Here is a 24532-nt window from a genome sequence, read left to right as displayed (position 1 = left end):
GTTCCGACAGGCATCTTTAAGGCACAAAATCAGAGCCATTATTTAGCTGATTTTGCTAGTTCTTCATCCCTTAGGGCGCGCCGTAATATTTTTCCTACATTGGTTTTAGGAAGCTCCTCTCGGAATTCAATCTGTTTTGGACATTTATAAGCGGTCAGATTTTCTTTGCTAAAAGTTTTTACCTGTTGCTCTGTAAGCGCAGGATCTTTTTTTACGATAAACACTTTTACCATTTCTCCGGTTTTATCATCCGGAATACCTACACATGCTACTTCAAGTACACCCGGACATTGCGCTATTACCCCTTCGATCTCATTAGGATAAACATTGAATCCAGAGACCAAAATCATATCTTTCTTCCTATCTACGATCTTGAAGAAACCATCCGTATCTTCTATCCCTATATCCCCTGTTCTGAACCAACGACCACTTTCATCTTCAAAGATTACTTTCGCTGTTTCATCCGGGCGATTGTAATAACCGAGCATAATCTGAGGCCCTTTAGCACATATTTCTCCTTTTTGTCCCGGTTCTACCCATTTATCATCATCCCCGAGAATCCGCATCACGGTGCTGGGGATGGGTATGCCAATTGTTCCGTTTCGATGTTTACCATTTAATGGACTTACAGAAAGTACAGGTGAGGTTTCAGATAGTCCATATCCTTCCACAAGCACACAACCTGTGATCTCTTCCCATTTGGTTGCCACTACTTTTTGCAGCGCCATACCTCCGGCAATAGATATTTTAAGTCCACTAAAATCAATATTTTTGAAATCAGGATTATTCAACAGACCATTAAACAGTGTATTAAGTCCCGGAAAAATATTGACCTTATATTTTTTCAGCTCCTTTACAAATGCCGGAATGTCACGAGGATTAGTGATCAGTACATTCAGTGCTCCCCATTTGATTCCGCAAAGTGCATTGATTGTCATCGCGAAAATGTGATACAATGGCAGGGCTGCAACCATACTCATGGGGCCTTCATGATCAGAGTTTTTCATCTTGGACATGAGCCATTCGTTAATAGCCTCTACATTAGCGATCAGGTTTCGATGGGTAAGCATGGCTCCCTTGGATACACCTGTTGTTCCTCCGGTATATTGAACAAATGCAATATCGATCCCTGAGACATTGGGTCGCTGATAAGTAACTCCTTTTCCTTCATTGAGCGCTGTATTCAATGACGTCACCTTGGGCAGGTGATAAGTAGGAACCATTTTCTTGATATATTTTACAACTGCATTGACAATGATTTTCTTTGGGAATCCCAATAAATCACCAATTTCTGTAACAATAATATGTTCAATGCCTGTTTCAGATATGATCCTTTCCAGATTTGACGCAAAATTGGCCATAATCACGATGGCTTTTGCACCTGAATCATTGAATTGATGAAGCATCTCCCGCGGGGTATACAGCGGGTTGGTGTTCACGATGACCAGTCCTGCTCGAAGGGCGCCGAACATGACCACAGGATACTGCAATACATTCGGCATCTGAATTACAATACGATCTCCTTTTTTCAAACCAATACTTTGAAGGTAGGCGGCAAAATTTCCTGATAATTCGTCCAGCCGCCCGAAGGTGATTGTCTTGTCCATATTTGTATACGCCGGATTATCAGGGAAGTTTCTGAAACTGATCTCCATCAAATCCAGCAAAGACGTATAAGCATCAGGATTAATATCATACGGTATGCCGTCCGGATAATGTGTAAGCCATGGATATGTATCTTTTGATATGGAATTCATAATGCGGTAAGGGTATTAGTTGAGAATGCTAATCATTAAACAATAATTTAATATAAAAAATTATTAAACGAATACAATTGAATTCTGAAAAATATTAGACCACGCAGGCTGATATTTCCTTAAACCACTTTTGATTTTTTTACTTCCCAACGCCACAAAAGCCCTTCTTCCGGGTCATCTACATCCTCAGTCTGATGAAAACCAACCTTCTGTAAAATGCTTCCTGACGCATTTTCTTCTGCGAGTGTATGGGCAATTATTTTATGTACGCCACTTTTGGAGAAAGCGTTCTGTACCAGTCCGCGGGCAGTTTCTGTTCCCAGGCCTTTCGCTCTGTGTGACGGAATAATTTCGTATCCGATTTCGACTGTGCCGGTAGAATCTGGTTCACCTTTGTATCCGCAAGAGCCAATCAGAAGGTTATCGGGGACGTGTATAATAAGGTAAACCCACCAGTCGCGTAAAGGTGGGTGGTCTTTCCAGCGCTGATAAGATGGGGTGAATGTATCTCTGAATTCGGTCCATTTTTTGGGGACGTTTACACCCATCACTCTGGCGAGGGTGCTGTTGCCCATTTTGATGGCATCGAATAAAGTATCGTCACAAACGACTATTCTTAAATTGGGGGTCAAAATCATGGATGTTGCTTTGGTATTATAATCCTGACCCCCAAGTTAGGTAAAATCATTGTGAGTTGTTTTCATCAAAGCGATCTGTTATCGCTTTGCGGATGGCCTGATGCGGCCTCATGCCTGTACTTTTGGTTCTGGTAACGGCTCTATCCGACGTTGCATTCGACTTGGCTTTCAGGGCCAGGTCAGATACGGTCATATGCCTGTTACGCCAGGAATCATATTCCTCCTGATTCATGACGTCTCGTGTAACCTGCCCACGTCCGTAGCCATCAGCAAACGAATTTCTGCGACTGTCAGTAAGCGACTGACGACGGTCATTTTCGAGAACTGCAATTTCATTAAGCAGTGATTTTTCTTCCTGTTTTAATTCGTCGAGAGATACAAGAATCGCCAGGTCATTTTCCAGAATATTTTTTTGAGCAAGATGTTCCGTTAATGTTTGCTGTAAAGGCTCCATGTGTTTCACAATCCGTTTGCGACGTCGACGCAATCGCCATAGCTTCGGATCGATCTGAAGCCATCGGTACCAGAATCCCTGTAAAACCGGCAGTGCCATGCCAAGTGAAACCGCGCCGGCTATAGCAAACAGAACACCACTTAAGACAAACGATAATAATGCCCACGGACTGTTGACCAAATCCATATTGAGCTGATCTGAATTCCTGAGTGCCTGCTCAATCTTATTGGTAAGTTCCGGACTGTTAATAGGTGCACCTGTCATGGGGTCGACAGCATTAAGCTGAAGATTTTTAACTGACTTATTGATGGCCTCTTTCAATTTGTCAGTACGGTATGCTTCATAGCGGAACCAGCCCAAAACAATCAATGTAACGATTGCAAAAATGGACAGTGTCAGTTTGAAAGTAGCGTACCGCGATTTTGCTTTAGGATTTTCTCCCGAATGAAATGGTTCTTCTATCAGTCGGTCGTACGCGGGCTTTAGCAATATAGAAAGCATAGCAAGACCTATTGCAAACGCCCAAGCCTCGTTAGAGTTCCTGATATTGAGGGCATAAGCAACAATTTCATGAGAGATGATCAGATCACCTGCCACAAATGAAATACCGGCTGCCAGGAATATCAGACCTGCGATTAAAGAGTAGGACGGAGCTTTCGATGTACGTTTTTCTTTAAGCTCCTCAGTTTCGTTATCAATTTTGCTTATAGTATCTTCAAAGTCTTTCAACTTTCTGGCACTGCTATTCAGCCCCATCGTTTCTGTCTGGAGCTTGTCGAAAGACGACTTATGTTTTAGTAAGGTTTCCTGCTGTTTTCCACGCAATTCACTCAGCCGCTGTTGCTTCTGACTGATTTGATCGGATGTCCATGCATGTGCCACATTACTTGCAAGATATTTTTCGTACGTCTCTCGTTCAAGACCTTCGATACCACTGGAGTAACCATGTTGGTAATCTCCATTTTGGTTGGGATTTTGCTCGTCCATATCTTTTAAATGTTATAAAGTCTGAGTGAAATGAAAGATTTACTGATCGCCTTTCCTGATGTAGTTTAACTGTCTGCCGGATAACTGCCCTTTCATGCGGCGAGCCAGAAAAAATTCGCTTTCAAACAATTTAATAAGCATATCGCGTCTTGCATAAATACGGTCACGCTCAGTTTCCGATGCACCTAGTTCTCTTACGGCCTGCCATTTTTTTACACGTAGTGCATCTCGCTCCTCCTGCAGTATAAGCATTTCATTTTCAGATTTGTGGCTTTCTTCTTCGCGTTGTTTTTTTTCCTTGATAGGGTCAAGCCAAGCTTTGAAATCTGAGCGAAGAGCAGTGATATTACTCAGGAAGAGCTTTCCTGCAAAAAGGAAGAGGAAGAAAATAAATACGAATAGAGATGCAGCTTGCAACCAACCTTGCGATTGATACACCTGTGCAAAAACAAATAGTGATGCAGCAAATGGTAAGCCAGTTTCTTCCAGTAACGACCGCCAGGTTACTTTCGAATCCTTGTCATGGAAGATGGAGATTCGTCCGAAAAGGCTGAACATACCAGCCAGGAAGACACCCATAGCAATCCAGGAGCTTTCCGCAAAAGCAGGACGAAGTGATTCACGAATAAGGAAAAAATTACCTATACACATAACTGCACTCAATGTAAGTCCTATCAGTGTACGCGGAAGATGATGTTCCCGGATGTTATCGGCTGTGAGCACAGTATCTGACTTGGCTGTAAGTGTTTCGATACGTTCCGTTTTTTGACCGATAAAAAGATTAAATTCCTGAATACGTTCATTGTGCTGTTCAATGTCGCCGAGCGGACCGGCTGCCAGGTGCACGAAGTATTTATGAATGATATCTGTTTTTTCGGTTGGATCTGATTCAGAAAGTCCAAACAATACACCTTCATCACGGAGTGTATCTTCGTCCTCGAGCCAGTATGGAATAAGGACTTCGCTTCCTGGTTGAGATGAAAGCTCAGTCCCCGGTGCTTCCGTAAGCAAAACAGGCTGCTGGGATGATACGGGCTGTAAAGGGGTTTCGGATTGGATTATACTTTCGTTAGCGACAGGCTTATTGTCGTCATATTGTTTTTCATCAGATGGTGATGAACGGAACAGATTTCTGATGGATTCTTTGGACATGGCCATATGTTTTCATGGATTAGCCTGCGATTATCCATCAAAACACGGAACTTAACCAGATTATTGTGATGATCGGTTATAAAAATACGTAACCGACTCTGCAAGAATGGCTATCACACTATTCCAGTTAGTATAATGATATGCGATCTTTACTTTCAGAACATGGCCTTAAGTGCCTGCCATAACTTCTTTTTGAGCTCACGGTCTGCCTCAATCGTAGCCAACGGATCGGCCAACAGGCACCATACACCATTAATTTGTTTTGGCGTATAGGGAGTTAGTAGTAAATCCAGATTAAGCCGTGCCGGAGGTACACCAAAAGAGATGAAGCGTCCTGTCTTCTTGTGTGAGATCACCTTACTCGCATCGGTAGGAGGTAAAAAGCTGATGTTAATTAAATCAGCCTGACTTATTGAATATTTAACAGCCTTTAAAATATTATCAAGAAAAACAGATTCTGTCTCCGGCATTTCTTGCTGCGTGGGGCGCTCAGTAAGAATCATGATTTGGTGCCTTAGTTCCGGAAGCTCGTGAAGTTGAGCAGGAGCGGCTGCGACCTGTATGGGTGTTACCGTTGGGGTATTCTTAAGTGCAGGGGCCGGATTTCGCTGCGTTACAGGCATCTCTTCAGAAACAGAAACTACTTTTTCCACTACTGTTTCCTGCTGAAAAGTCTCCAACTGAAATAGTATATCGTTTTGAAAAAGAAGCTGATAAAATGCCTGTGAACTCATGTAATTTTTAGAAATCAAAGTTTTCCCAAATTTACCCCGTGCAGACTCCATATCCCAATTTTTTTCTTTTGAGCCTGCGTTTCCAGATTGGCATATTCGGTACTGCTGCTATACTTCTTATAATGAACTGCCAAACCTTCTTTGACAAGTTCCTTATTTAATACCTTACCATCCGGCAGCACGACCTCACCAAGCAATCTTCCGTATTTATCAAAGTTCCCGGCATGACGGATCTGTACTTTTTTTCTAAAGCATTTATCCGAGGTAAACTGCTTTGCGATTTTATAATAGGGCTTTCCGCGTTCGGGAGAATTCACATGTAAAAGCCGTATTCTAAGTGGTAAGCCATTTCTGCGTCCCGCTTTCTTATTGGTATAGATGAATTTTAATTCAATCGTATCTCCATCTTGTATTCCAATAACCTCAGCCTTTAAATGAGCCGGTAGTACACTACTCTTCTGAATCGGTTGCTGGCGTGTTATCTGTTTAAAAGATGCCAGAATTAAAAAAGAAGAAAGAAGAAGAAGGTTACAGACTGATAACCTGATTGATGTATGCAAGGAAAACTTCACGCGAACTATTTCATAACAATTGAGATACGAAGATATGACTTAGAGCTGACGTGGGCTTATGAAACAGTCTATTATTTTACATCAAGTTTATACCATTTAATATCTTGCAAAGGCTGTCGGCGCGCAAATGTCTGAGTAGGAGCATAGTATTTTTCAAGGTAATCGAGCACATGTTTTTCGGTTTCGCCAAGATCCCACAAGTTGTGATTAGCCTGCATCCAACGTATTTTCTGTTTCCAGCCGTCGCGTGTGAAATGGTTGGCAATAATAAGTTTGGAAGAGTGGCAGCTCGTGCATTGCGCTTTAACCATATATAGGTCTTTGTCAACGATCAAACCTGTCTCAGAATCTTTTTTCAACGTATCCGAAAAAGCAATAACTTTTTTGATGTTTGCTGTCTCTGACGAACTATCTGCATTCCGGCTTCCGGCGATAGCACAAAGTGCTGTCAGCAATACCATTATTATTTTCATCCTTACTTATGTCAAAATGGTTTTATCCTTCTCAATTATACCGCCATCACCGCAATTCTTTCACAGGCATTATTAAGGTAGCCACCAGGATTCCATGCTGGTATTACCATTGGCTGGGCTGCACCTTTTTCATCTGTGGCACGTACCCAAACTTCGTAATAGCCTTTTACCGGAAGTTTTATTCGAGTATTCCAATGTTGCCAGGCAAGCCGGTTAGCAGGTGCTTCAAGGGTGCATTTCTGCCAGGTTGCACCAAAGTCTACTGATATATCCACTTGCTTTACCGACAAATCGCCAGCCCACGCATGTCCGCGCAGGGCAATTTCACTTCCTACAGGAATTTGTGCACCGGTTTTAGGATAAGTAATCATCGATTTTACCGGCATGGATTCAATGATTCTGAAATATTCGTCAGTCTGAGGTACGTCAGTTCCCGGTTGAACGGGTGATTTCGGTAATTTATAGCTGTGACCGTCCATTTTAGCACCGTCGTGTACCTTATTTCTGACAGATATCCGGTTGAGCCATTTACCTGAAACGGAAGCGGGCCATCCTCCAATTACGAGTCGTAACGGATATCCGTGAAATTCGGGAATGTCCTTGCCATTCAATTGCCAGGCAATCAATGTTTCATCTTCAAGGGCCTTCTTCATGGGTACTCCTCTGGAAATAGCTTCTTTTTTAGGATCTTTGCTCAGGTGTATATCGCTGCCATGGTAACCTATATATACAGCATCAGGTTTAATACCTACATCATTCAATATATCTTTCAAGCGAACGCCGGTCCATTGCGCGCAGTGCACAGCGCCTTGTCCCCACGCATTACCTGAAGTCTGAGGTTGGAATCCGGATCTTCCGTTGCCACCGCATTCCAGCACGAGCTGATAAGTATATTGTTTGAATTTTTTTTTCAGATCTGCAAGTGTATAAGTTTTAGGTGCTTTTACGGATTCTCCGTCAATTGTCAATATCCAGTTTTTTACGTCTATCTTTTCCGGTACAAGCCCGTTATTTCTGATAAACATTTTTTCAACAGGTGTGATACGATCATCCAGCAAATCAATGGGTGCTTCTACATTCCAGGGACGGTCTCCCTGTACAATCATCTCCGTTGCTTTGCCTTTGAGTGCATCTTTTTCATCCCAAAGGATTGGGATATATCTTTTAGGAAGTTTGTCAGCGAATACGATTTCAGTACCAAGGGCAGTTGCAATTGCAGCAAGACTTGATTTTTTCAGAAAACCTCGTCTGTCAAATGACAATTTCATATTTCAGGATTCAGATAGTTCAAATTGAATAGCAGGTACAAGTAATAAGATTGCCCGTTGATAAGCAAATTTTAAATTCATTCATCCTGAAACGTACAAGGGCCACCCGTTAGAGTGGCCCTTGTGATATAATAACATGACAGTAGTTCAGGATTTCCTAAATATGCCAGGTGTATATAGGTGTGTCAGAGGAAGGTTAGCGGTAATGACTACATTTTAATAAATGGTCCGGCTATAGCAAGTACCTGTTCTTTTGTAAGAACTTCATCAAATGCTTCTGAAATAGCGGCATCCGATTTTCCTGCCAATCCTTTCAGATTTACTCCACCTTGTGTAAGGTTATCTTCACCATTGTATACAGCCTGTACCAACGGAATTGGAGACATATTTCCTGTAATCCAACCTTTAGTGGATGGAGAAGCGTTTTCAACTGCAAAGATACGTCTAACCTGAGCCGCGTGACGTGCTTCCACAGAGTGTACCTGCAAAGCAACTTTAAGAATTCCCGGATCTTTCATCAGTGCTCCAGCCTGTCCCTTGTATGCACGTACACCAGTATCTTCAAGTGCAGTTGCAACAGTAATAAACGTTTTGAAGTTGCTGAATGTATCAGTCAATTTGCCGCCGTAAGTCCAGTCAAACTGAAGGTTCATTGCACCAACTGCTTTTACCAGGTAAGCAACGTGCTGGCTTTCATGCTTTCCTATTTGTGCAATTGAAGCTTTGTATTTGTCAGGAATAAGTCCTGAAGCTTTCAAACCTTCTTTGTAAAATGCATCTTCCAAATATTCCAGTGTAAGAGCGAATTTAAGCACGTCAACAGCTGCTGCTGATTGAGCGTAAGCTTTATTCACGATAGTAGCAAATGCCATAGGAGCAGCTGCAGCAGCAAGCGTACTGCCTACGCGGTTCATAAAGTAACGGCGGGAAGCGTGTTCCAGGCGACCTACAGCATCACCATCAATTTTTTGTAGATCGTCAATTATTTTGAAAATATCCATTGTTTCTGAAATTGAAGTTGTGTCTTAATTATTTACCTACGTTAGCACCCGTCACATTTGTTTTCAGGAACGGTTTCACTGCTGCCAGGATTACTGCAGGATCAATCGCTTTGTCCAGACCGTCTGCATCTACTACATCATCTCCGGCAAAGTCAGCCGTATTTTGCTTCAACAAATCACGTATTACAGATGCATGACGCGCTTCAACAGAAACAATTTTACCAGCCAATACCAGGTAATCTGCTGTTTTGATCAGATTACCAGCACCATTGTAAGCAGCCACACCAGTGTCTTCAAACAATTTGGCAGCACCTAATACCGAATCTCTGTTTTTGAAATTGATAGTAGAAAAGTTTACTTCCAGCGCAGGAATAATAGCGGTTGGAGCCGCTGCTGTCAGCGCTGCTTTAAAGAAATCTCTGTGAATAATTTCGTGATCGCGGATGTCGGTTAAGATAGTTCTCTCAACATCTGTCATAGCGTCATAAGGTGTTTCAATGACCTGTATGTAGAATGCCGCTTCCAGCTGTTCCAGGGCATATGCATAATTAAGAACACCAACGTCACCTGATCCCAGATCAACTGTGCCACCTGCACCCGGAGTCGGCTCGTGGTCTTTTGTACATGCAACCATCGCTGCCCCTATCGACGTGGCGATACCTGCAGACATAAGGAAGGAGCGTCTATCTACTTTTGATGACACTTTTTGTCCTTCGTTATCTGAATTTGTGTTTGTACCAGCTACTCTTTCCATAACAATAAAAAGGTTTATGTTTTCCTTCGCCCATCGAAAGACAATCTGCGGAAACATACGGCCTTTTATTTCACTTGGATTGAATCCTTATAAGAAGTAAATAAGTAACCGTTGCTGTTTTATCGTTGACGTGTATAGATATTATCGTATTCAAATGTCTATAAATCAGATATTTGTGAGTATATTGTACAGGATGAATTTTTTTTAAAATAGAGCAACAGGTTGTAAGATTAGCTTAAAAAGTGTAATAATATCGGGGTTTTGATAATCATTAAACTGTACTTAAAAAGGACCTGCCAGAGGTCCTTTTTAAGTACATTAATTAACGTTGAGTAAAATTACCGGACAATACCGATTCGAAGATGTAGAAAACCAACCATAAATATAATTTGTGGTATTTATTATAATTTAGTTTCAAAGTAATTCTACAAATATATGAAATCTTATTCTCCAAGCAACGTTTCGACATAATTTTAAATTTTCGTCAAATTCCACTTAAGGATGTATAGTTTAAGAATGGTACATAATTCCGCAGACTGTTGAGCAGCAGCTTCAGTTAATTGTTTATAGTCAAATAATTTAATAAGTTAAGTTGTTGATTTATAGCTGATTGGTTAATGTAAATAGAATGGCATTGTATTATTATAGTCCTACATCAACACGGTTTTACACATATTATATCACTAGCTAAATTTAATTATTATGAAAAAGTTAATCATATCAGCATTCGCTGTTTCTCTTATATCATTTGGATCAGTTCAGGCTAATCATGTGATACCCGAAAATGTAGTCATTACCGTTACACAGGAAAAGGTGGCGGTTAAGCCCGAAGACTTACCTGAGGCAGTCAAAACTGCGCTTGCAGGTGATGCTTATTCTGGGTGGGAGGTTACGGGAGCTTTTCTTGTAACAAAAGCGGATAATTCACAACACTTCGAAATTGGAGTGAAAAAAGGTGATGAAACTGCAACCGTTAATCTGGATAAAGACGGCAAAAAAGTAGAGTAAGCGCTAAAAATTTGTCCAAATGTGTGATGGAAAAAAAGCCGGAGATTATTTCTCCGGCTTTTTGCTGTTAGATTTTATAATTTTACATTTTTCCGGATCGTTAAGACATATAATTTTTAGATAATTACAGAACATGGCTCATTTGCTCCTTCTTGAAGACGACACCACTTTTTCTAAACTGCTCAATTCCTTTCTTGGTAAACATGGCCATCAGGTGAAGGTGTGTTCGACGTTGAAGGAGGCGAAAGTTGCTTTCAGGACAAGTCTGGATGATCATGAGCATTTTGATGTATTGATGCTGGATTACCGTTTACCAGATGGTAATTCGGTAGATTTTTTGAAACAGTTGCGGAGTGAAGGAGTTCGTATCCCGGCTTTTATTATGACCAGCTTTCATGATGTACGAACAGCAGTGAATGCAATGCAAAGCGGTGCTTTCGATTACATTACTAAGCCGGTGCATCCTGAAGAGTTATTAATGGTATTGGGTGAAGCTTTGCAAAAGTCTGCCAAACCCTCAGTGGCTCACGCGCCTGTATCTGCCAGGGCTTCCAAAAAGTCGGATCAACTGAGTACAGATTTTATTGAAGGAAGAAGTAAGATTTCAAAACAGCTTTACGAGTACGTCAGACTTGTTGCTCCTACAGATATGTCCGTAATCGTGCTTGGAGAGAGCGGAACGGGGAAGGAACATGTTGCTAAATCGATTCACAGACTCAGCAAGCGGAATAAAGGTCCTTTTGTGGCTATTGATTGCGGGTCGCTGTCGAAAGATCTGGCGGCAAGTGAATTGTTTGGACACAAGAAAGGTGCATTCACCGGTGCGCTGATGGATAAGATCGGGCAGTTTGAAGCTGCAGACGGCGGTACGCTTTTTCTGGATGAGATAGGAAATCTTGGATATGATGTGCAGATCAAGCTATTGAGAGCTTTACAGGAGCGTATTATTGTTCCAATCGGAAGTACACAACCTGTGAAAGTGGATGTAAGATTGATAGCAGCAACCAATGAAGACTTGATTACAAGTTCTGCGAATGGGGATTTTCGGGAGGACTTATACCATAGGCTTAATGAATTTAAAATTGAAGTGCCGCCTTTGAGGAGACGAGGAGAAGATCTGCCTATGTTTATACAGCATTTTGTTGATAAGGCTAACGAGGAATTAGATCGTAATGTAAAATCTCTTTCCAAAGAGGTTATGGATGTATTTGAAAAATATGACTGGCCCGGAAACTTGCGTGAACTCAGCAATGTGATCAAAAGGCTGGTCCTGCTTTCTAAAGAAGAAATAGCTCCACTTAGTGCGCTGCCTGCTGAGATGATAACTTCACTGGAAGAAGCACCGAAATCAACAGGCTCTGACTTGAAAGCACTTCAGGAAACCCATGAAAAGGAGATGATCGAAAAGGTGTTACAAGAAGTACGTTATAATAAAAGTAAGGCTGCGAAGCTACTCAACATTGATAGAAAGACTTTGTATTACAAAATAGAAAAGTATCATATAGAATAGGACAAAGCTTTTTGCTCAACCTGCTCAATGAGATTAGCTGCTCTTGCAATCAGATTGCTGATGTCGGGGGCAGCTATTGCTTTTTTATCTTCCCGTAATGCTATTTCGTATTGTCTGAAAATACTTGCTATTTCGCTGGCTCCTATCTGACCCGTACGACCAGCCATTCTGTGCATCAGTTCATGAATATCATCGGTCTGCTCCATTTCTATCATATGCTGCAAACCGGCAATGTCTTTTCTGGAATCGCTTACAAACTGATCCAAAATTTCACGAATCAAACCGTCATCTCCGAATGTCATTTCAGATAGAACGGTCAAATCAAATTCAGCTGGCTCATGAATAGCTCTGACAGGTTTAGGAGACTTTTTCAAGCTCGATTTCTCTAATAGTTCAAGCAGCTGATTGGAATGAAATGGTTTCATTAATATTCCATCAAAGCCCATATTAAGAATCTTACTGCGTTCCTCTGGCAGAGCCTGTGCTGTGAGTACATAAAATCTGACGTCTCCGGATGCTCTTTCACGAAGCCGGGCACATAATTCAGCTCCATTAATTCCTGGCATACGCATATCCGTAAGTACAAATTTTACATCCTCATCCCAAGTGTGTGCCAGTGCTTCTTCGCCGGACGAAAAGCAAACGTGCTCTACATGATGCATGTCTAATACGGATGAACACCATTTCAGGATAAATGCGTCGTCATCTACCAACCACACTTTGTCAGGTATATGGTACGTCTTACTGGCTTTGTGGTCTTCTGATGCAGTCATACCTTCGGCTTTGGTAAATACAATAGAAGAGGAAAAGACCGTGCCCTTTCCGGGTTGGCTTTGTGCAACGATTGTTCCGCCCATCCCTTCAACCAGGGACTTTACAATGCTAAGACCTAGCCCTGTTCCTCCATAACGACGTGAAATAGATGGATCGGCTTGTTCAAACTGATTAAAGACACGTGCAGCCTGTTCTTCGGACATGCCAATACCTGTATCACTTATTTTAAGAGATACCATAATTCCGTCGCTGGTTTCTCTGCAAGATGCCAGCAAACTTACTTTTCCTTCATGTGTGAATTTGATGGCATTTGTAAGCAGATTGTAGAGTATCTGGCGTAATCTGAATGGATCTCCATTCAAAAAAGTCTGCTCAGGAATTGAATTGTCCAGTGTAAGTGTCAGCTCTTTTTCCTGGGCCATTGGCAGTAACATCTGAATTACCTCATTAAGAAGAGGTGTAATGGCAAAAGTGCGTTCTTCAAAGGTAAACTGATCTGAGATGATACGGCTATAGTCAAGCACTTCGTTGACGAGATACAGCAGGTGTTCTGAGGCAGTATGTAGATTATTCAGATCCTGCTCCTTGGGTTTTATGTCTTTTTTTAGTGCTTCGGTGTAACCGATAATAGATTGCAGCGGTGTACGGATTTCATGGCTCATATTGGATAGAAAACGCTGTTTGGCCATATTGTGATATTCAGCCTCTTCTTTTGCTTCTTCCAGTTCTGCTCTGTATTTATTGCTTTTGGTGATATCTGTAAAGATAAGATAAGCGAGTAAGGCAGTGAGACAAAAGAAGCCAAGCATCACCCATTCAAGCCTGTCGATACTGGCTGTAGCCATTTTCTGAGACTGATTACTATCTCTGTCGGCTTGTCTCATTACTTCATTTTCAACCTCTTGCATCACCCTGATCAGCTGTGTAACTAACGAACTTCCAGCCAATGATAATTCCTGTTCTTTATCTATGAAGCTCGTTGTCCGTTTCTTCTGAGATTTTTCTATTGCGTGTACCGCCTCGCCCACAATTTCAATCATGCTGTCTTTAGGAGCGACTTTGAGCGTATCCACTTCAACATTTACCTCTTGCTTTTGAACAATCTTCGCAGGTACGGTAGCGGGTTCTTTTTTATTTTTTTTCGAGCTAAATACTCTTCCGAAAAAGCCTTTTTTATCCTCTTCGCTTTCTTGCTTTTTGAACGGGTCGGGAACTTCAGTATAGGTTGTGGTAGTGGTAGTACGTTTTTCTGTTTTTACGACTGTACTGTCTGTCTTCCTTTTATTCGTAGTGATCAGTCCTGAGATACTTTTGACTTCATCTGCGAGATCCTGGTTACTAACTAATTTCGATTTTACCTTGATATAAGTGCTAAATAATTTTTCTCTTTCCGCTAAAATCCTTTTCATGGAATCAATGCGGATAATTTGCATAGGATCGTCAATGCTGAGTAAACTGAGGGTGTCAAGGGTTGCCATCAATTCACGGGATTGCACTATAAATTGTTCCTTTTTCTCATCTCCGGAAAGAGATCTCTCATTTTGAAGGTGATCAAGCTGTAGGATATTTTTAAATACCTTATTTACCAATCGAAGTTTATCATTGGGTGTAGACAAAACTTCCAGTTTGGTAAGCATACTATCAAAGGCCAGCTTGGTAATCACCCACGATGTCCCCAGAGCAATGGCTGCAACAAGGAAACCGAGCAGGACTTTACCTTTGACAGAACCGGTAAAAGAGGTATGGCGAATGGGGGACATGCTTGTTTTAGTATGGCATTAGAAACGAAATTTAGGAATAAAATTGCGTTCATATGAGTTTACCGGATCAAAGACGCAACAACATTAGCTTGTTGCAGCTTATGAGGATCAAGCGTAGTTAAAGCAGTAATGTTCCTGAAATCTCCTGTATTGCGCATTATAAGGATTCTGTTGTGAACGATGGCTGTAGCAGCAATGATGGCATCGGGAAGTTTAACTTTATAATTTTTACGGAGTGAAATCGTGGTCTCAGCTACTTCTGTTGTCAATTCAAAAATATAGCAATCATTGACAAGATCTGTAAGAATTTGGTAATGTTGCATCGAAGTATTGAAACCAAGCAGTTCGATTTTAGATATAACAGAAATACATGGGACAATATCTATTACCTGGTCAAGGAATTCCATTCCGGTATCAGGGAGCTTTCTGCTGAGGTAATCAATCAGCCCGTTGGTGTCAATTAAATAGCGGGCTTGTTCCATTCATTCCGGCTCTGTGTTATGTAATGCTGAAGTTCGTCGGCAATATCAGAAGGGATTTTTCCCGCATATTTTTCAGATAGTTTCTGTTTTGAATCCACAGGCTTTGTTAATACAGTCAGCATATGCAGATCTTCCAGCTCCTCTAAAAGCTTGTATGCTTTAGCATCATTTATTTGAACCAGGACAGTTTCCATAATTAATCATCCGGGATTGGTACAAATCAAATTTACATAAAATTGGTCAAAAAGATACGATCAGGATTACTCATAATGAAAAAGGCTGCCTCAATCTCTGAAGCAGCCTTTTTCATTATCTTGGATTTTATTCTATTTCGCAAGGGAGTTAATCCAGGCAGCGATTTTAGCTGCATCTGCTTTCGGCACTTGTGGCATAGGCGCCATTGGTGTCGCATAATCCGGCCAGTTTTCAGGCTTAGGATTATAGATCAGATCAACAATCTTTTCATTGGAATATTTACGTTTGGCAACATCCATATAAGATGGTCCAACTACCTTTTTGTCCACAGTGTGGCAAGCCAGACATGTGTTTTTAGAAAGTATCGGTTTGATTTGTTCCCAAGTCGGAGCTTTCGCTGCAGCTGCTACTGCTTTTTCAGGTGTTTTACCTTTACCGTCCGGAGAAACGTGTTCTTTAACAGGAGCTTTTTCTACTGCCGCCTGTGCTTTTCCTGAACGTGTTGTTTTCAGATCAGCTTCCTTCAGTTTCTCCCCGTCAGGAATGTTGTTCAAAGTGTAGTATGCATCAGGGTGAACAAGAGACCATGAATTGGTTTCTGCACGCACACCTTCGAGCTGGATTTTGTGAACATAATACTGACGCAGCCCGTCTACTACAAGACGAACTTTTTTGCCGTCAGCAGACACTTTTACACCTTTGATTTTAAGCTCTTCAGTGTTTACAGGAGGACTTCCGTATACAGGGAAGTGTTTGTACAGATAGCTGCTTACATTGTATGAGTCAAGATCTTCAGCAGATTTGCGATCAACCGGCATCGTGAATTCGATTTCAAAACCATCAGGCATTGCCTTCACAGTATACATTTCGAAAGGCATTTTGCCATTCCAAACCAGACGTTGCAGTCCTTGGTTCGCATCTCCGGCTGATCCCCACCCACGGTTGGTTTCTCCTACATACATGCTTCCGTCTTTGTCGAAAGCCATACGCAATACACCCGACTGGAAGCCGCTGCGGAAACCGATTGAAGCTCCCTGGTATTCACCTTTTACTTTTTCAAGTACCACACGCATAATGTTACTTTGTCCCTGATCACCAACAAAGATCTGACCTGTGAAAGGACCAAAATCTCCGCCGGTATTATCAGCTATAAGTTCAGCGGTAGACACACCATGTACACCGTAAGGAAGCCAAACTGCCGGCAGTCTTACCATATCATACTTTTCTTTCAGCTGGTAAAGAAATTCCGGTTTTTCGTCAACGATGTTTTCCGGCTTGATTGCACGATCCTGCGCATTACGCTTTTGACGGTTGTCGCGTTCAGCAAAGAATTGTTTTTCTGTCAGTTTAACAGGCGAGTTAGGAAGGCCTGCCCATTTTAAGCCAGCCGGATGCCCCATAAAATCACCTTTCTTTACCTGGAATATACCACCTGTTCCCATCCAGTCACCCTGGTTGTCGGTATAGAACAATTCACCATTGATCATGCTGATGCCAGCCGGGGAACGTACACCTGTTGCGTATGGCTCATACTTACCATCGTTAGTGATGTGGAAAATCCATCCACGACCAGGCACGCGGCTTTCACCCCTCCACCATTCTTCGTCACCAAAAGCCACGTTTCCACTTACAAAAAAGCTGCCATCCGGTGCCAGTTTAGGACCGAAAGAGTATTCGTGGTAGTGTCCTGAAAGAGGCCATGCATATACAGTTTCATATACGTCCGCCTTTCCATCTCCGTTTTTGTCAACAAGCTTGGTTAGTTCACCACGCTGTGCGCAATAAAGTGCGCCCTCTTTGTAAGCAAGTCCCAGAATCTCATGAAGTCCGGTAGCGAACTTTCTGAAGTGTGGTCTGCTGCTGGTGGGGTTTTCAACGATCCATACTTCACCCCGGCGTGTAGATATAGCAAGAGATCCGTTCGGCAAAGTGGTTAATCCACCTACTTCGAGGATGATCCCTTCAGGTATTGAAGGTGTCACGATTTTGTAAAAATCCTCTTCTTTCGGCGACTCCTGAGCATGTACTATGCTCAGTGTGGAAAGGAGAAAGAATGCTATTTGAGCAATTTTTTTCATTTTATATATGCTTAATAATCTGTTAGCTTTCGACTATCAGTTTTGAATGATTTTATCAGAAAAGGATGGAATACTTTACTTCTCCGTTGCTTACAGGGATTAGTAATTCCTGCTGGCCGTCAGCTGTTCTTACTTCACTCTTCGCTTTTTTGTCAGCAAGCTGTATGTAATAGGATCTGCCATTAACAGCATAAAGTCCGTCTGAAATTTTTTCAATAGACGTTCCGTTTGCAACACGGGCAACTAAACCACTCACTGGATTGCTCACCTTGATAATTCTCTCGAAATACTGGTTGTTTACCACAGAAACGTAGTCTGTTACAGGAGAACCAAATGCAGTATATTGGAAAGTAGGGATATCTGTTTCGTCGAGTACATATCCTTTCGGACGGTAACCGCTGCCCGTAGTGTCTGCCACCCACTTAGATTGGCCGTTGATTTTACCAAGTGTCATGTCATTACCCAATAATGTTACACTTCCACGTGGTCTTGATGAACCATCGCCGCGGTTGTGCCACATGGGTGTAGCATCAAGAAAATCTCCACGCCATACCTGAAGAACCGCTCCTTTGTCAAGATCGTAGGTGTAGTGCAGGTTAGAAGGGCTTCCTACGTTTACAGCGTGTACTACGCGTGTACGTTTTGATTTAGGATCTTTTACGAAATCCATAAAGCTGCGTAGAACCGTATTGGTTTCGGCAGATACCAGAATTGGATCGGTTCCTTTAGCGCTGGTAGCAGAACTTTTAGAAGCATAAGAAACTTCTCTGAAGCCAGGCCCACTAACCCAAAGTCCCAAGGCAGGCTTTAACCAGCCATCTCTTTTATTGTTATAGATTTCGATGGTGTGGTCACCTGCTTTCAGATTAACTGTGCCGGTTCTATACTCATTTACATTTTTCCATTCCATTCCGAACAGGTCTTTGCCGTCGATTCGTAAACGTGAGTTACCTGCGGCCTGTAACCGGAAAGTATATTCACCCGCTGCCGGTACATTGTATTTTCCAGCGTACACATATGTGTAGTTATTATTTTCTTTCAGGATTTCCCATGTAAGTGCGGATGTAGTACCAGTTTCAGCCGGCTTATGTTTTGAAAGGTCGTCTGTTTCCAATAATCCACCGTAGTAAATTTTGTAATTCAGGTCTGATAACGTTCCCGGCTTTTTATCAAAATTATTGATCTTGATGTTTTTGATAGCTAATGAACCGTGGTCACCCTGGAAACGAAGAGGTCCCATTGCTACATCTTCCGCCGTAAGTGATCCGCGTGTGGGCCCGCTTACTTCTACATTTTCATGGATGGTAACACCGTTTAATACGACAGAAAGAAATACGGCATTAGCCACCTTTTTCCCGTTTGCATCAAATCGAGGGGCCTGATAGGATATTTTGATATTTTGCCATAGTCCCGGCGCTTTTGCTACATTATAGCGAGGCGCATAACCTTCGTAACCTTTTTCACCCTCGGGCTTGGCATCGTTCCAGCGCTCATATATGCCACCGCAGTCATTATACTTGGCTGTTTTTTTACCCCAGCTATCAAACAGCTGAACTTCATAATTGCCTTGCAAATAGATACCTGAATTCGATCCCTTTGCCAACATGAAATCCATTTCAATGTCCAGATCTCCGTGCTTCATATTGGAGATCAGTTCATACTGCGTACCATATTTGCCTTTTTCATGGATACAAGCCAAAACACCTTTACCGGCTGTTGTGGTCAATACATTCTCTTTGGTAATGTCAACTTTTGCGTCGCCCACAATCTTCCAGTTGTCAGATTTTGTGGTGAATGCTTTCAGGTCATCAAGAGGAATAGGTTGCTGCGCATAGGCCAACGGTACAGTCAGTACGGTCAATCCCATCGTCAGCAAGGATAAAAAATGTTTACTTAGTTTAAACATACAGTAGGTAAGCTTATTGGTTATAAATTAAAGCGGAACAAATTACGATATAAGATTTCGGAAAATTACTTTCTGGCAAATGATAATATCGTTGAATAATATAATTTTTAAGAACGTAAAGGCTACAGAAGCAGGGATTAACAAAATCCAACGACGGAACTGTGTAGAAGCCGTCGCTGGATGAGTCAGAAAAATTAAGTGTAAGGAATAGTAAATTCTTAGTTGTACCCCGGATTTTGATCCAGATTTGTATTCAGTGTGATCTGACGACGAGGTATTGGATAAAGTTTTTTGTAAGCCTCTGTTGGTTTGTGATCCCACCAGGTGGCTGTAGTAAATTTATCAAAGCGGATCAGGTCATCACGACGGAAACCTTCGAAGATAAATTCGCGTCCACGCTCAGCCAGGAATTCATCCATTGTAAGCGTTGAAGTAGTATATTTCTCTGCGGTCCACGAATTGGTTGCAAATGCACGTTGTTTCACCTGATTTACAAGTTCAACAGCTTCTGCAGTAGCAACTTTACCATTTTTGCGCATCATGGCTTCTGCTTTCGCGAACATCACCCACGACAGACGGTAAATCGCCCAGTCGCACCCATTGTAGTTCGGATCGTCAAGTGCTCCCAATTTATATTTATTGAAACGAACACCGCTGTTCTCTTCTCCTTGTGTCATATCGGATGGAAGCGTTGCAGGGTCCTGACCTGGCCGAAGTGTTTTGTTTTTACGGATATTATCAACGAATACCAGTGGTTGCTGATCATATTCATTACCACCAGTTGCAAGTACAGGCTTTGTCGGGTCTGCGTATTGGTATTGTGTACCTTCAAGAATCCACTCTGATTTACGCTTGTCTGTATCCTTGAATGTTGTGTACACGCCTGGAATTACAACCACGCCGTCGTTTCCGTTACGTGCGCCTCCATAAATGAAGCGCTGTTGGAAATGGAAGAAATCACCGGGCCATTGAGGCTGGAAATTAGCCTTCTTGAATTCATATGCCAATTGGAAAAGGATCTCTTTCGACTGGAAGTTGGCAGGTTTGTAAGTATCTGTAAGATTTACATCCAAGGCAGGCGCACCGTTCAGTCCACCCGCTTCTCCGGCGATCAACTTGTTCGCAGCAGCAATACAGTCATCCCAACGGGCAGTACCAGTCCAGGTTTCTGCATTCAGGTACAATTCAACAAGCATAGCATATCCTCCGGCCTGCGTCATACGGCCTATCATCGCCTGAGACAGCTTTGGAGCAGCATTGATGTTATCAAGAATCTCTTTTTCGATAAACTTAAAAACCTCTGCGCGCGGCTGGGTGGGAGGGCTTACCGGATCTCCTACTTTGCTTACGGTAGGAATATTTCCATAAAGGCTCATCAGCTTGATGTAATGGAAAGCACGCAACAATTTAAGCTCAGCAATGTAAGCTGCTTTTTCTGTCTCCGTGATGCCCATGGCAGCGGGTGTCCGTGCTTCCAATGCTTCAATCGGGTCAGTGCAGAGTCCAAGTCCCCACCACATTAATCTCCATGCACCCCAAACCACATCGTCATCGGCAGTCCACGTATGGTAGTGCAAACGGAACCACTTTCCGCCATCTTGTCCGTGGCGACCTTTCACTGGCCATGCAAGCTGGTCAGCAGAAAGTTCGTTAAGTCGCCACCAGCCATCTTGTCCCGGAGTAGCCCAGGCATTAGCATGTGTATAGGGGCGAAGCACTGCAGATAGTACTTCGTTTTTATTGTTGTAAAAATTGTCTGTAACTAACTGATCATAAATATTCTCGTTCAGATCAGTACAGGCAGTGGTTGCAAGCAGAGGCAATGCTACAGCTGCAATTTTAAATGCTTTCTTAAAATTGATCATTGTTAATACTATTAAAAGCCAAAACTAAGTCCTACCAGGAATGAACGGGTGTTCGGATAAGCGCTGCGGCCATCGATACCCAGGCGACGCTGTGCGTCATCTTCTCTTCCCAAGCCTGTATCATTTACAAAGTCAGGGTCATTACCTGTGTATTTGGTGAATGTAGCGAGATTGGCACCCGTGGCATATACCCTCAGATTACGGATAATATCAGATTTCAGCTTGAAATTGTAGCTTAATGTGATCTCATCCAGCTTCAGGAAGCTTCCTGATTCCAGGTAGTAGTCAGAGTACTGATACGTATCGTTCAGGTTCGCATGCTTTCCAAAAGCGCTGTTAAGCAGGTTGTTTGGAAGAGATACCTTATTACCATAGGAAAGATCCATGGTATTTAGGATGTCGTAATCAAAGCGCCCTCTCATAAATACACGCAGACTCAGATTTTTATAAGAAAAATTGTTGGTTAAGGATGCGTTGAACTTAGGAATTGCATTACCAATGACAGACAAGTCAGATACATTCGGATCGGCCGAATTATTGATCTGGTCAAATCTTACTTTGTCCCCGTTTCGGTTGAAGAACAGCCATTTTCCATCATCTGTAAATCCGGCAAAGCGCTTTCCGTAGAAATTACCCAACTGGCCGCCTTGTTCAATGCGAATCGCTTCTCCCAATGCTCCAAAACCACCAATGCTGCTGGTTGAGATGGCTTCCACTTTGTAAACATCATTGGAAAGATCATCCGCAATGTTTTTTACATAACTACCGGTTGCATCGATCGTCCAGCTGAAATCTTTGGACTGAACAGCCACAGCATTCAATGTCAGTTCCACCCCTCGGTTGGATATAGATCCCACGTTGGTATAGATGGTTTCCCGAACAAACGGAGGTAACTGCGATGTATAGTTGTAGAGTAAGTCGCTGGTTACACGCTTAAATACATCTAAAGATCCGCTCAGCCTTTTGTTGAGTACGGTAAAGTCTGCACCAACGTTGTATTCGCTTTTACGCTCCCATTTCAGGTTGGGGTTGGGGTTACGGTTAGGTCCATAAGTTTGTCTCCATTCTCCATCCGGATTGATGTAAACACCACCTGTTCCTAGTGTTACCAGAGATGAATAGTTCGCAATGTCCTGGTTGCCCGTCACACCGTATCCTGCTCTCAGTTTCAGGTTGTTTACGAAACTTACACCTTCCATGAATTTTTCCTTGCTGATGTTCCATCCAACAGAAGCTGCAGGGAAATTACCCCATTTATTGTTCGCTCCAAATCGTGAAGAACCTTCATGGCGCAAGATGAGAGACACCATGTATTTGTCCATGAAAGAGTAATTGGCACGACCGAAAAAAGCGATCAGTGTATTGTCAAACTTTCCACTTTTCATATTGGCTTTCCCGGTTACTAGCTGACTACCGGCCTCAAGGTTGTTTTCTTCAAAAATGTCGTTCACAAAACCGTAATTACTGGCTTCAAAACTTTCCTCAACACCGTACTGGTAACTGTAGCCTCCCACTGCATTAATGGTATGGTTTCTTCCGAATGTTCTATCAAAAGATATTGTTGGTTCAAGCGTATAGTTATTGCTCAGTAAAGTATATCTTTTGGCATACCCTCCATTAGGGTAAATGTCATTCTCCTTTGAAAACTCGGATTGCAGAGATCGATATTCTCCATCAACCCAACTGTTACGCTGTACCGCTCCGAAAATAGAAGCCTGCAGGCCCGGAAGAATCTCAAGGCCAAATTTTGCATCGGCTGAAGTAGTCTGCTGCTGGCGACGATTGGTTTCCTGTTCTAAACGAGCCACTTCGTTGGTACTGGTTTGCTCGAAATAGTAAGATCCATCCGGATTGTAGAAAGACAAAGTCGGGTTTCTGATCAAAGAACCTTCCCATCCACCACCACCTAAGCGATTTGCATTATTGAAGTTAGTGGCAAGATTCAGCTGTGCAGTCAGCTTATCTTTCAAACCTGTCTGCATTACTGTTAAACGTCCACCATATTGTTTACGGCCATTTTCTTTGGCTATTCCCTGCAGATCCTGGTAGTAAAGGCTGGCGCGATAGGTCGTACCCTTGGCTCCACCCGACAGCGCAAGGTTATGGTTTTGGGTAAGATTACCATGATTGATCAGCGCATCGTATGCATCAGTGGTATTGCCGTAGTCGGCGCTTGCAGGAATGATTCCTTCGGCAATCCGGGCACGGAACTGATCCGCATTCATGAAATCAGGACGATTGCGTACAAATTCCTTTCTGAAATAGGTATTGTAATCGAATTTTGCACCGCCGGCTTGTCCTTTTTTAGTAGTTACCAAAATTACACCACCATTTGCACGTGTTCCATAAATAGCTGCTGCAGAACCATCTTTCAATACACTGATTGATTCAACGTCATCCTGTTGCAACAGATCCAGATTTCCACCGGGAATACCGTCAATGACAACAAGAGGGGAGAGACCACCTGTAAGCGAGGTCACACCACGAAGCTGCATGGATACACCAGAGTTCGGATTGGATCCGCTTCTGTTAATGTTCAGACCTGCCACTTTACCCTGGATCAGATCCATTGCATTTCTAGCTCCGGAATTATTGAAATTGGCCGATGTAATGTTTGAAATTGCAGAGGTTGTTCTTTCTCTCGTTTGAGAGCCATAACCCACTACCACCACTTCTTCAAGAAGTTTTGCATTTTCCACAAGGTCAATATCAATGACAGACTGATTGCCAACCGTCACCTCTTGTGTGATGCTTCCCACGAAGGAGAAGATAAGAATATCCTGAGGGCTGTTGACAGTAATCGTATAATTACCATCTACATCTGTCGTAACCCCTTTGGAAGTTCCTTTGATAATGACGGATACACCAGGAAGTGTAGATTTATCCTTTGCACTGACTACACGTCCTTTCACCACAATATCTTCAGCTGAAATGTTGCGGGAGATAGAAGGAGTGTTTGAAATCTTGCCCGTATCAGCGAGGATTACATCAGGCGAAAGGCTGATGGCAAGGGTTAATGAGCCCAGGCATAGCATCCTTAGCTTTCCGACGCTTGTTCTGCGACGGTCAGAAGGTATTTTTCGTTTCATAAAGGTTATTATAGGTTAATTATCAGGTATTAGCTAAAACGATTTAGCCAGATAAGCATAAGGCTTTGTAAATCA

General features: G+C 42.4%; 19 protein-coding genes. 2 read left to right on the top strand and 17 right to left on the bottom strand.

Annotated elements, in window-relative coordinates; all coding sequences use genetic code 11:
* Positions 1 to 38: 38 nt before the first annotated feature.
* The 10 genes from AC1XUE_RS10930 to AC1XUE_RS10885 form a co-directional block, all read right to left on the bottom strand.
* The gene (locus AC1XUE_RS10930) at positions 39 to 1757 is read right to left on the bottom strand and encodes an AMP-binding protein (RefSeq protein ID WP_483355970.1); all 1719 of its coding nucleotides are present in this window, start codon (positions 1755 to 1757) and stop codon (positions 39 to 41) included.
* Positions 1758 to 1876: 119 nt separating this feature from the next.
* Positions 1877 to 2395 carry a GNAT family N-acetyltransferase gene (locus AC1XUE_RS10925; protein ID WP_483355969.1) on the bottom strand — a complete coding sequence of 173 codons (519 nt, stop codon included), beginning with the start codon at positions 2393 to 2395 and terminating at the stop codon, positions 1877 to 1879.
* 46 nt (positions 2396 to 2441) lie between these two features.
* Complete coding sequence (locus AC1XUE_RS10920; RefSeq protein WP_483355968.1) at positions 2442 to 3836, bottom strand: hypothetical protein; 1395 nt, start codon at positions 3834 to 3836, stop codon at positions 2442 to 2444.
* 39 nt (positions 3837 to 3875) lie between these two features.
* A complete protein-coding gene (locus AC1XUE_RS10915) occupies positions 3876 to 4988 on the bottom strand; it encodes a hypothetical protein (RefSeq protein ID WP_483355967.1) in 1113 nt (370 codons plus the stop codon).
* Between the two features lie 155 nt (positions 4989 to 5143).
* On the bottom strand, positions 5144 to 5773 hold the full coding sequence (locus AC1XUE_RS10910) for a hypothetical protein (protein WP_483355966.1): 630 nt from the start codon (positions 5771 to 5773) through the stop codon (positions 5144 to 5146).
* On the bottom strand, positions 5737 to 6294 hold the full coding sequence (locus tag AC1XUE_RS10905) for a thermonuclease family protein (RefSeq protein ID WP_483355965.1): 558 nt from the start codon (positions 6292 to 6294) through the stop codon (positions 5737 to 5739). Before AC1XUE_RS10905 ends, AC1XUE_RS10910 begins: the two co-directional genes overlap by 37 nt.
* 71 nt (positions 6295 to 6365) lie before the next feature.
* Complete coding sequence (locus AC1XUE_RS10900; protein ID WP_483355964.1) at positions 6366 to 6767, bottom strand: hypothetical protein; 402 nt, start codon at positions 6765 to 6767, stop codon at positions 6366 to 6368.
* A 35-nt stretch (positions 6768 to 6802) separates the two neighbouring features.
* Positions 6803 to 8035, bottom strand: coding sequence for a sulfite oxidase (locus AC1XUE_RS10895; protein WP_483355963.1), 1233 nt, complete (start codon positions 8033 to 8035; stop codon positions 6803 to 6805).
* 209 nt (positions 8036 to 8244) lie between these two features.
* On the bottom strand, positions 8245 to 9036 hold the full coding sequence (locus tag AC1XUE_RS10890) for a ferritin-like domain-containing protein (protein WP_483355962.1): 792 nt from the start codon (positions 9034 to 9036) through the stop codon (positions 8245 to 8247).
* Positions 9037 to 9064: 28 nt separating this feature from the next.
* Positions 9065 to 9790, bottom strand: a complete 726-nt coding sequence (locus tag AC1XUE_RS10885) for a ferritin-like domain-containing protein (protein WP_483355961.1) — start codon at positions 9788 to 9790, stop codon at positions 9065 to 9067.
* A 702-nt stretch (positions 9791 to 10492) separates the two neighbouring features.
* Between AC1XUE_RS10885 and AC1XUE_RS10880 the strand changes: the two genes are divergently transcribed.
* Together AC1XUE_RS10880 and AC1XUE_RS10875 are read left to right on the top strand one after the other, a co-directional pair.
* Positions 10493 to 10798 carry a hypothetical protein gene (locus AC1XUE_RS10880; protein WP_483355960.1) on the top strand — a complete coding sequence of 102 codons (306 nt, stop codon included), beginning with the start codon at positions 10493 to 10495 and terminating at the stop codon, positions 10796 to 10798.
* 133 nt (positions 10799 to 10931) lie between these two features.
* Positions 10932 to 12308 (top strand): sigma-54-dependent transcriptional regulator, encoded by a 1377-nt coding sequence (locus AC1XUE_RS10875; RefSeq protein WP_483355959.1) that lies wholly within the window; start codon positions 10932 to 10934, stop codon positions 12306 to 12308.
* Here AC1XUE_RS10875 and AC1XUE_RS10870 read toward each other — a convergent pair.
* The 7 genes from AC1XUE_RS10870 to AC1XUE_RS10840 form a co-directional block, all read right to left on the bottom strand.
* A complete protein-coding gene (locus tag AC1XUE_RS10870; protein WP_483355958.1) occupies positions 12296 to 14842 on the bottom strand; it encodes an ATP-binding protein in 2547 nt (848 codons plus the stop codon). The genes AC1XUE_RS10875 and AC1XUE_RS10870 overlap by 13 nt on opposite strands.
* 59 nt (positions 14843 to 14901) lie before the next feature.
* Complete coding sequence (locus tag AC1XUE_RS10865) at positions 14902 to 15324, bottom strand: type II toxin-antitoxin system VapC family toxin (protein ID WP_483355957.1); 423 nt, start codon at positions 15322 to 15324, stop codon at positions 14902 to 14904.
* Positions 15303 to 15518: a hypothetical protein gene (locus AC1XUE_RS10860; protein ID WP_483355956.1), complete on the bottom strand. Its 216-nt coding sequence runs from the start codon at positions 15516 to 15518 to the stop codon at positions 15303 to 15305. The genes AC1XUE_RS10865 and AC1XUE_RS10860 overlap by 22 nt, the downstream gene beginning before the upstream one ends.
* A 132-nt stretch (positions 15519 to 15650) precedes the next feature.
* Positions 15651 to 17597, bottom strand: coding sequence for a c-type cytochrome (locus AC1XUE_RS10855; protein WP_483355955.1), 1947 nt, complete (start codon positions 17595 to 17597; stop codon positions 15651 to 15653).
* Positions 17598 to 17652: 55 nt separating this feature from the next.
* Positions 17653 to 19503, bottom strand: a complete 1851-nt coding sequence (locus AC1XUE_RS10850) for a 3-keto-alpha-glucoside-1,2-lyase-like domain-containing protein (RefSeq protein WP_483355954.1) — start codon at positions 19501 to 19503, stop codon at positions 17653 to 17655.
* A gap of 218 nt (positions 19504 to 19721) precedes the next feature.
* The gene (locus tag AC1XUE_RS10845; RefSeq protein WP_483355953.1) at positions 19722 to 21368 is read right to left on the bottom strand and encodes a RagB/SusD family nutrient uptake outer membrane protein; all 1647 of its coding nucleotides are present in this window, start codon (positions 21366 to 21368) and stop codon (positions 19722 to 19724) included.
* A gap of 11 nt (positions 21369 to 21379) precedes the next feature.
* Entirely contained in the window at positions 21380 to 24457 is a 3078-nt protein-coding gene (locus AC1XUE_RS10840) for a SusC/RagA family TonB-linked outer membrane protein (protein WP_483355952.1), read from the bottom strand.
* Positions 24458 to 24532 lie beyond the last annotated feature (75 nt).

The sequence above is a fragment of the Dyadobacter sp. HNCC25DJ187 genome, from assembly GCF_056895255.1.
Note: the sequence above shows the minus strand (reverse complement) of the source record. Positions and strands in the feature narration are given on the sequence as shown.

Bases quoted from the DNA above. Each gene is read 5' to 3' on its own strand.
- AC1XUE_RS10875 (WP_483355959.1), top strand. From the start codon at position 10,932: ATGGCTCATTTGCTCCTTCTTGAAGACGACACCACTTTTTCTAAACTG.
- AC1XUE_RS10900 (WP_483355964.1), bottom strand. From the start codon at position 6,767: ATGAAAATAATAATGGTATTGCTGACAGCACTTTGTGCTATCGCCGGA.
- AC1XUE_RS10920 (WP_483355968.1), bottom strand. From the start codon at position 3,836: ATGGACGAGCAAAATCCCAACCAAAATGGAGATTACCAACATGGTTAC.
- AC1XUE_RS10910 (WP_483355966.1), bottom strand. From the start codon at position 5,773: ATGGAGTCTGCACGGGGTAAATTTGGGAAAACTTTGATTTCTAAAAAT.
- AC1XUE_RS10850 (WP_483355954.1), bottom strand. From the start codon at position 19,503: ATGTTTAAACTAAGTAAACATTTTTTATCCTTGCTGACGATGGGATTG.
- AC1XUE_RS10925 (WP_483355969.1), bottom strand. From the start codon at position 2,395: ATGATTTTGACCCCCAATTTAAGAATAGTCGTTTGTGACGATACTTTA.
- AC1XUE_RS10860 (WP_483355956.1), bottom strand. From the start codon at position 15,518: ATGGAAACTGTCCTGGTTCAAATAAATGATGCTAAAGCATACAAGCTT.
- AC1XUE_RS10880 (WP_483355960.1), top strand. From the start codon at position 10,493: ATGAAAAAGTTAATCATATCAGCATTCGCTGTTTCTCTTATATCATTT.
- AC1XUE_RS10915 (WP_483355967.1), bottom strand. From the start codon at position 4,988: ATGTCCAAAGAATCCATCAGAAATCTGTTCCGTTCATCACCATCTGAT.
- AC1XUE_RS10870 (WP_483355958.1), bottom strand. From the start codon at position 14,842: ATGTCCCCCATTCGCCATACCTCTTTTACCGGTTCTGTCAAAGGTAAA.
- AC1XUE_RS10845 (WP_483355953.1), bottom strand. From the start codon at position 21,368: ATGATCAATTTTAAGAAAGCATTTAAAATTGCAGCTGTAGCATTGCCT.
- AC1XUE_RS10895 (WP_483355963.1), bottom strand. From the start codon at position 8,035: ATGAAATTGTCATTTGACAGACGAGGTTTTCTGAAAAAATCAAGTCTT.
- AC1XUE_RS10865 (WP_483355957.1), bottom strand. From the start codon at position 15,324: ATGGAACAAGCCCGCTATTTAATTGACACCAACGGGCTGATTGATTAC.
- AC1XUE_RS10930 (WP_483355970.1), bottom strand. From the start codon at position 1,757: ATGAATTCCATATCAAAAGATACATATCCATGGCTTACACATTATCCG.
- AC1XUE_RS10855 (WP_483355955.1), bottom strand. From the start codon at position 17,597: ATGAAAAAAATTGCTCAAATAGCATTCTTTCTCCTTTCCACACTGAGC.
- AC1XUE_RS10890 (WP_483355962.1), bottom strand. From the start codon at position 9,036: ATGGATATTTTCAAAATAATTGACGATCTACAAAAAATTGATGGTGAT.
- AC1XUE_RS10840 (WP_483355952.1), bottom strand. From the start codon at position 24,457: ATGAAACGAAAAATACCTTCTGACCGTCGCAGAACAAGCGTCGGAAAG.
- AC1XUE_RS10885 (WP_483355961.1), bottom strand. From the start codon at position 9,790: ATGGAAAGAGTAGCTGGTACAAACACAAATTCAGATAACGAAGGACAA.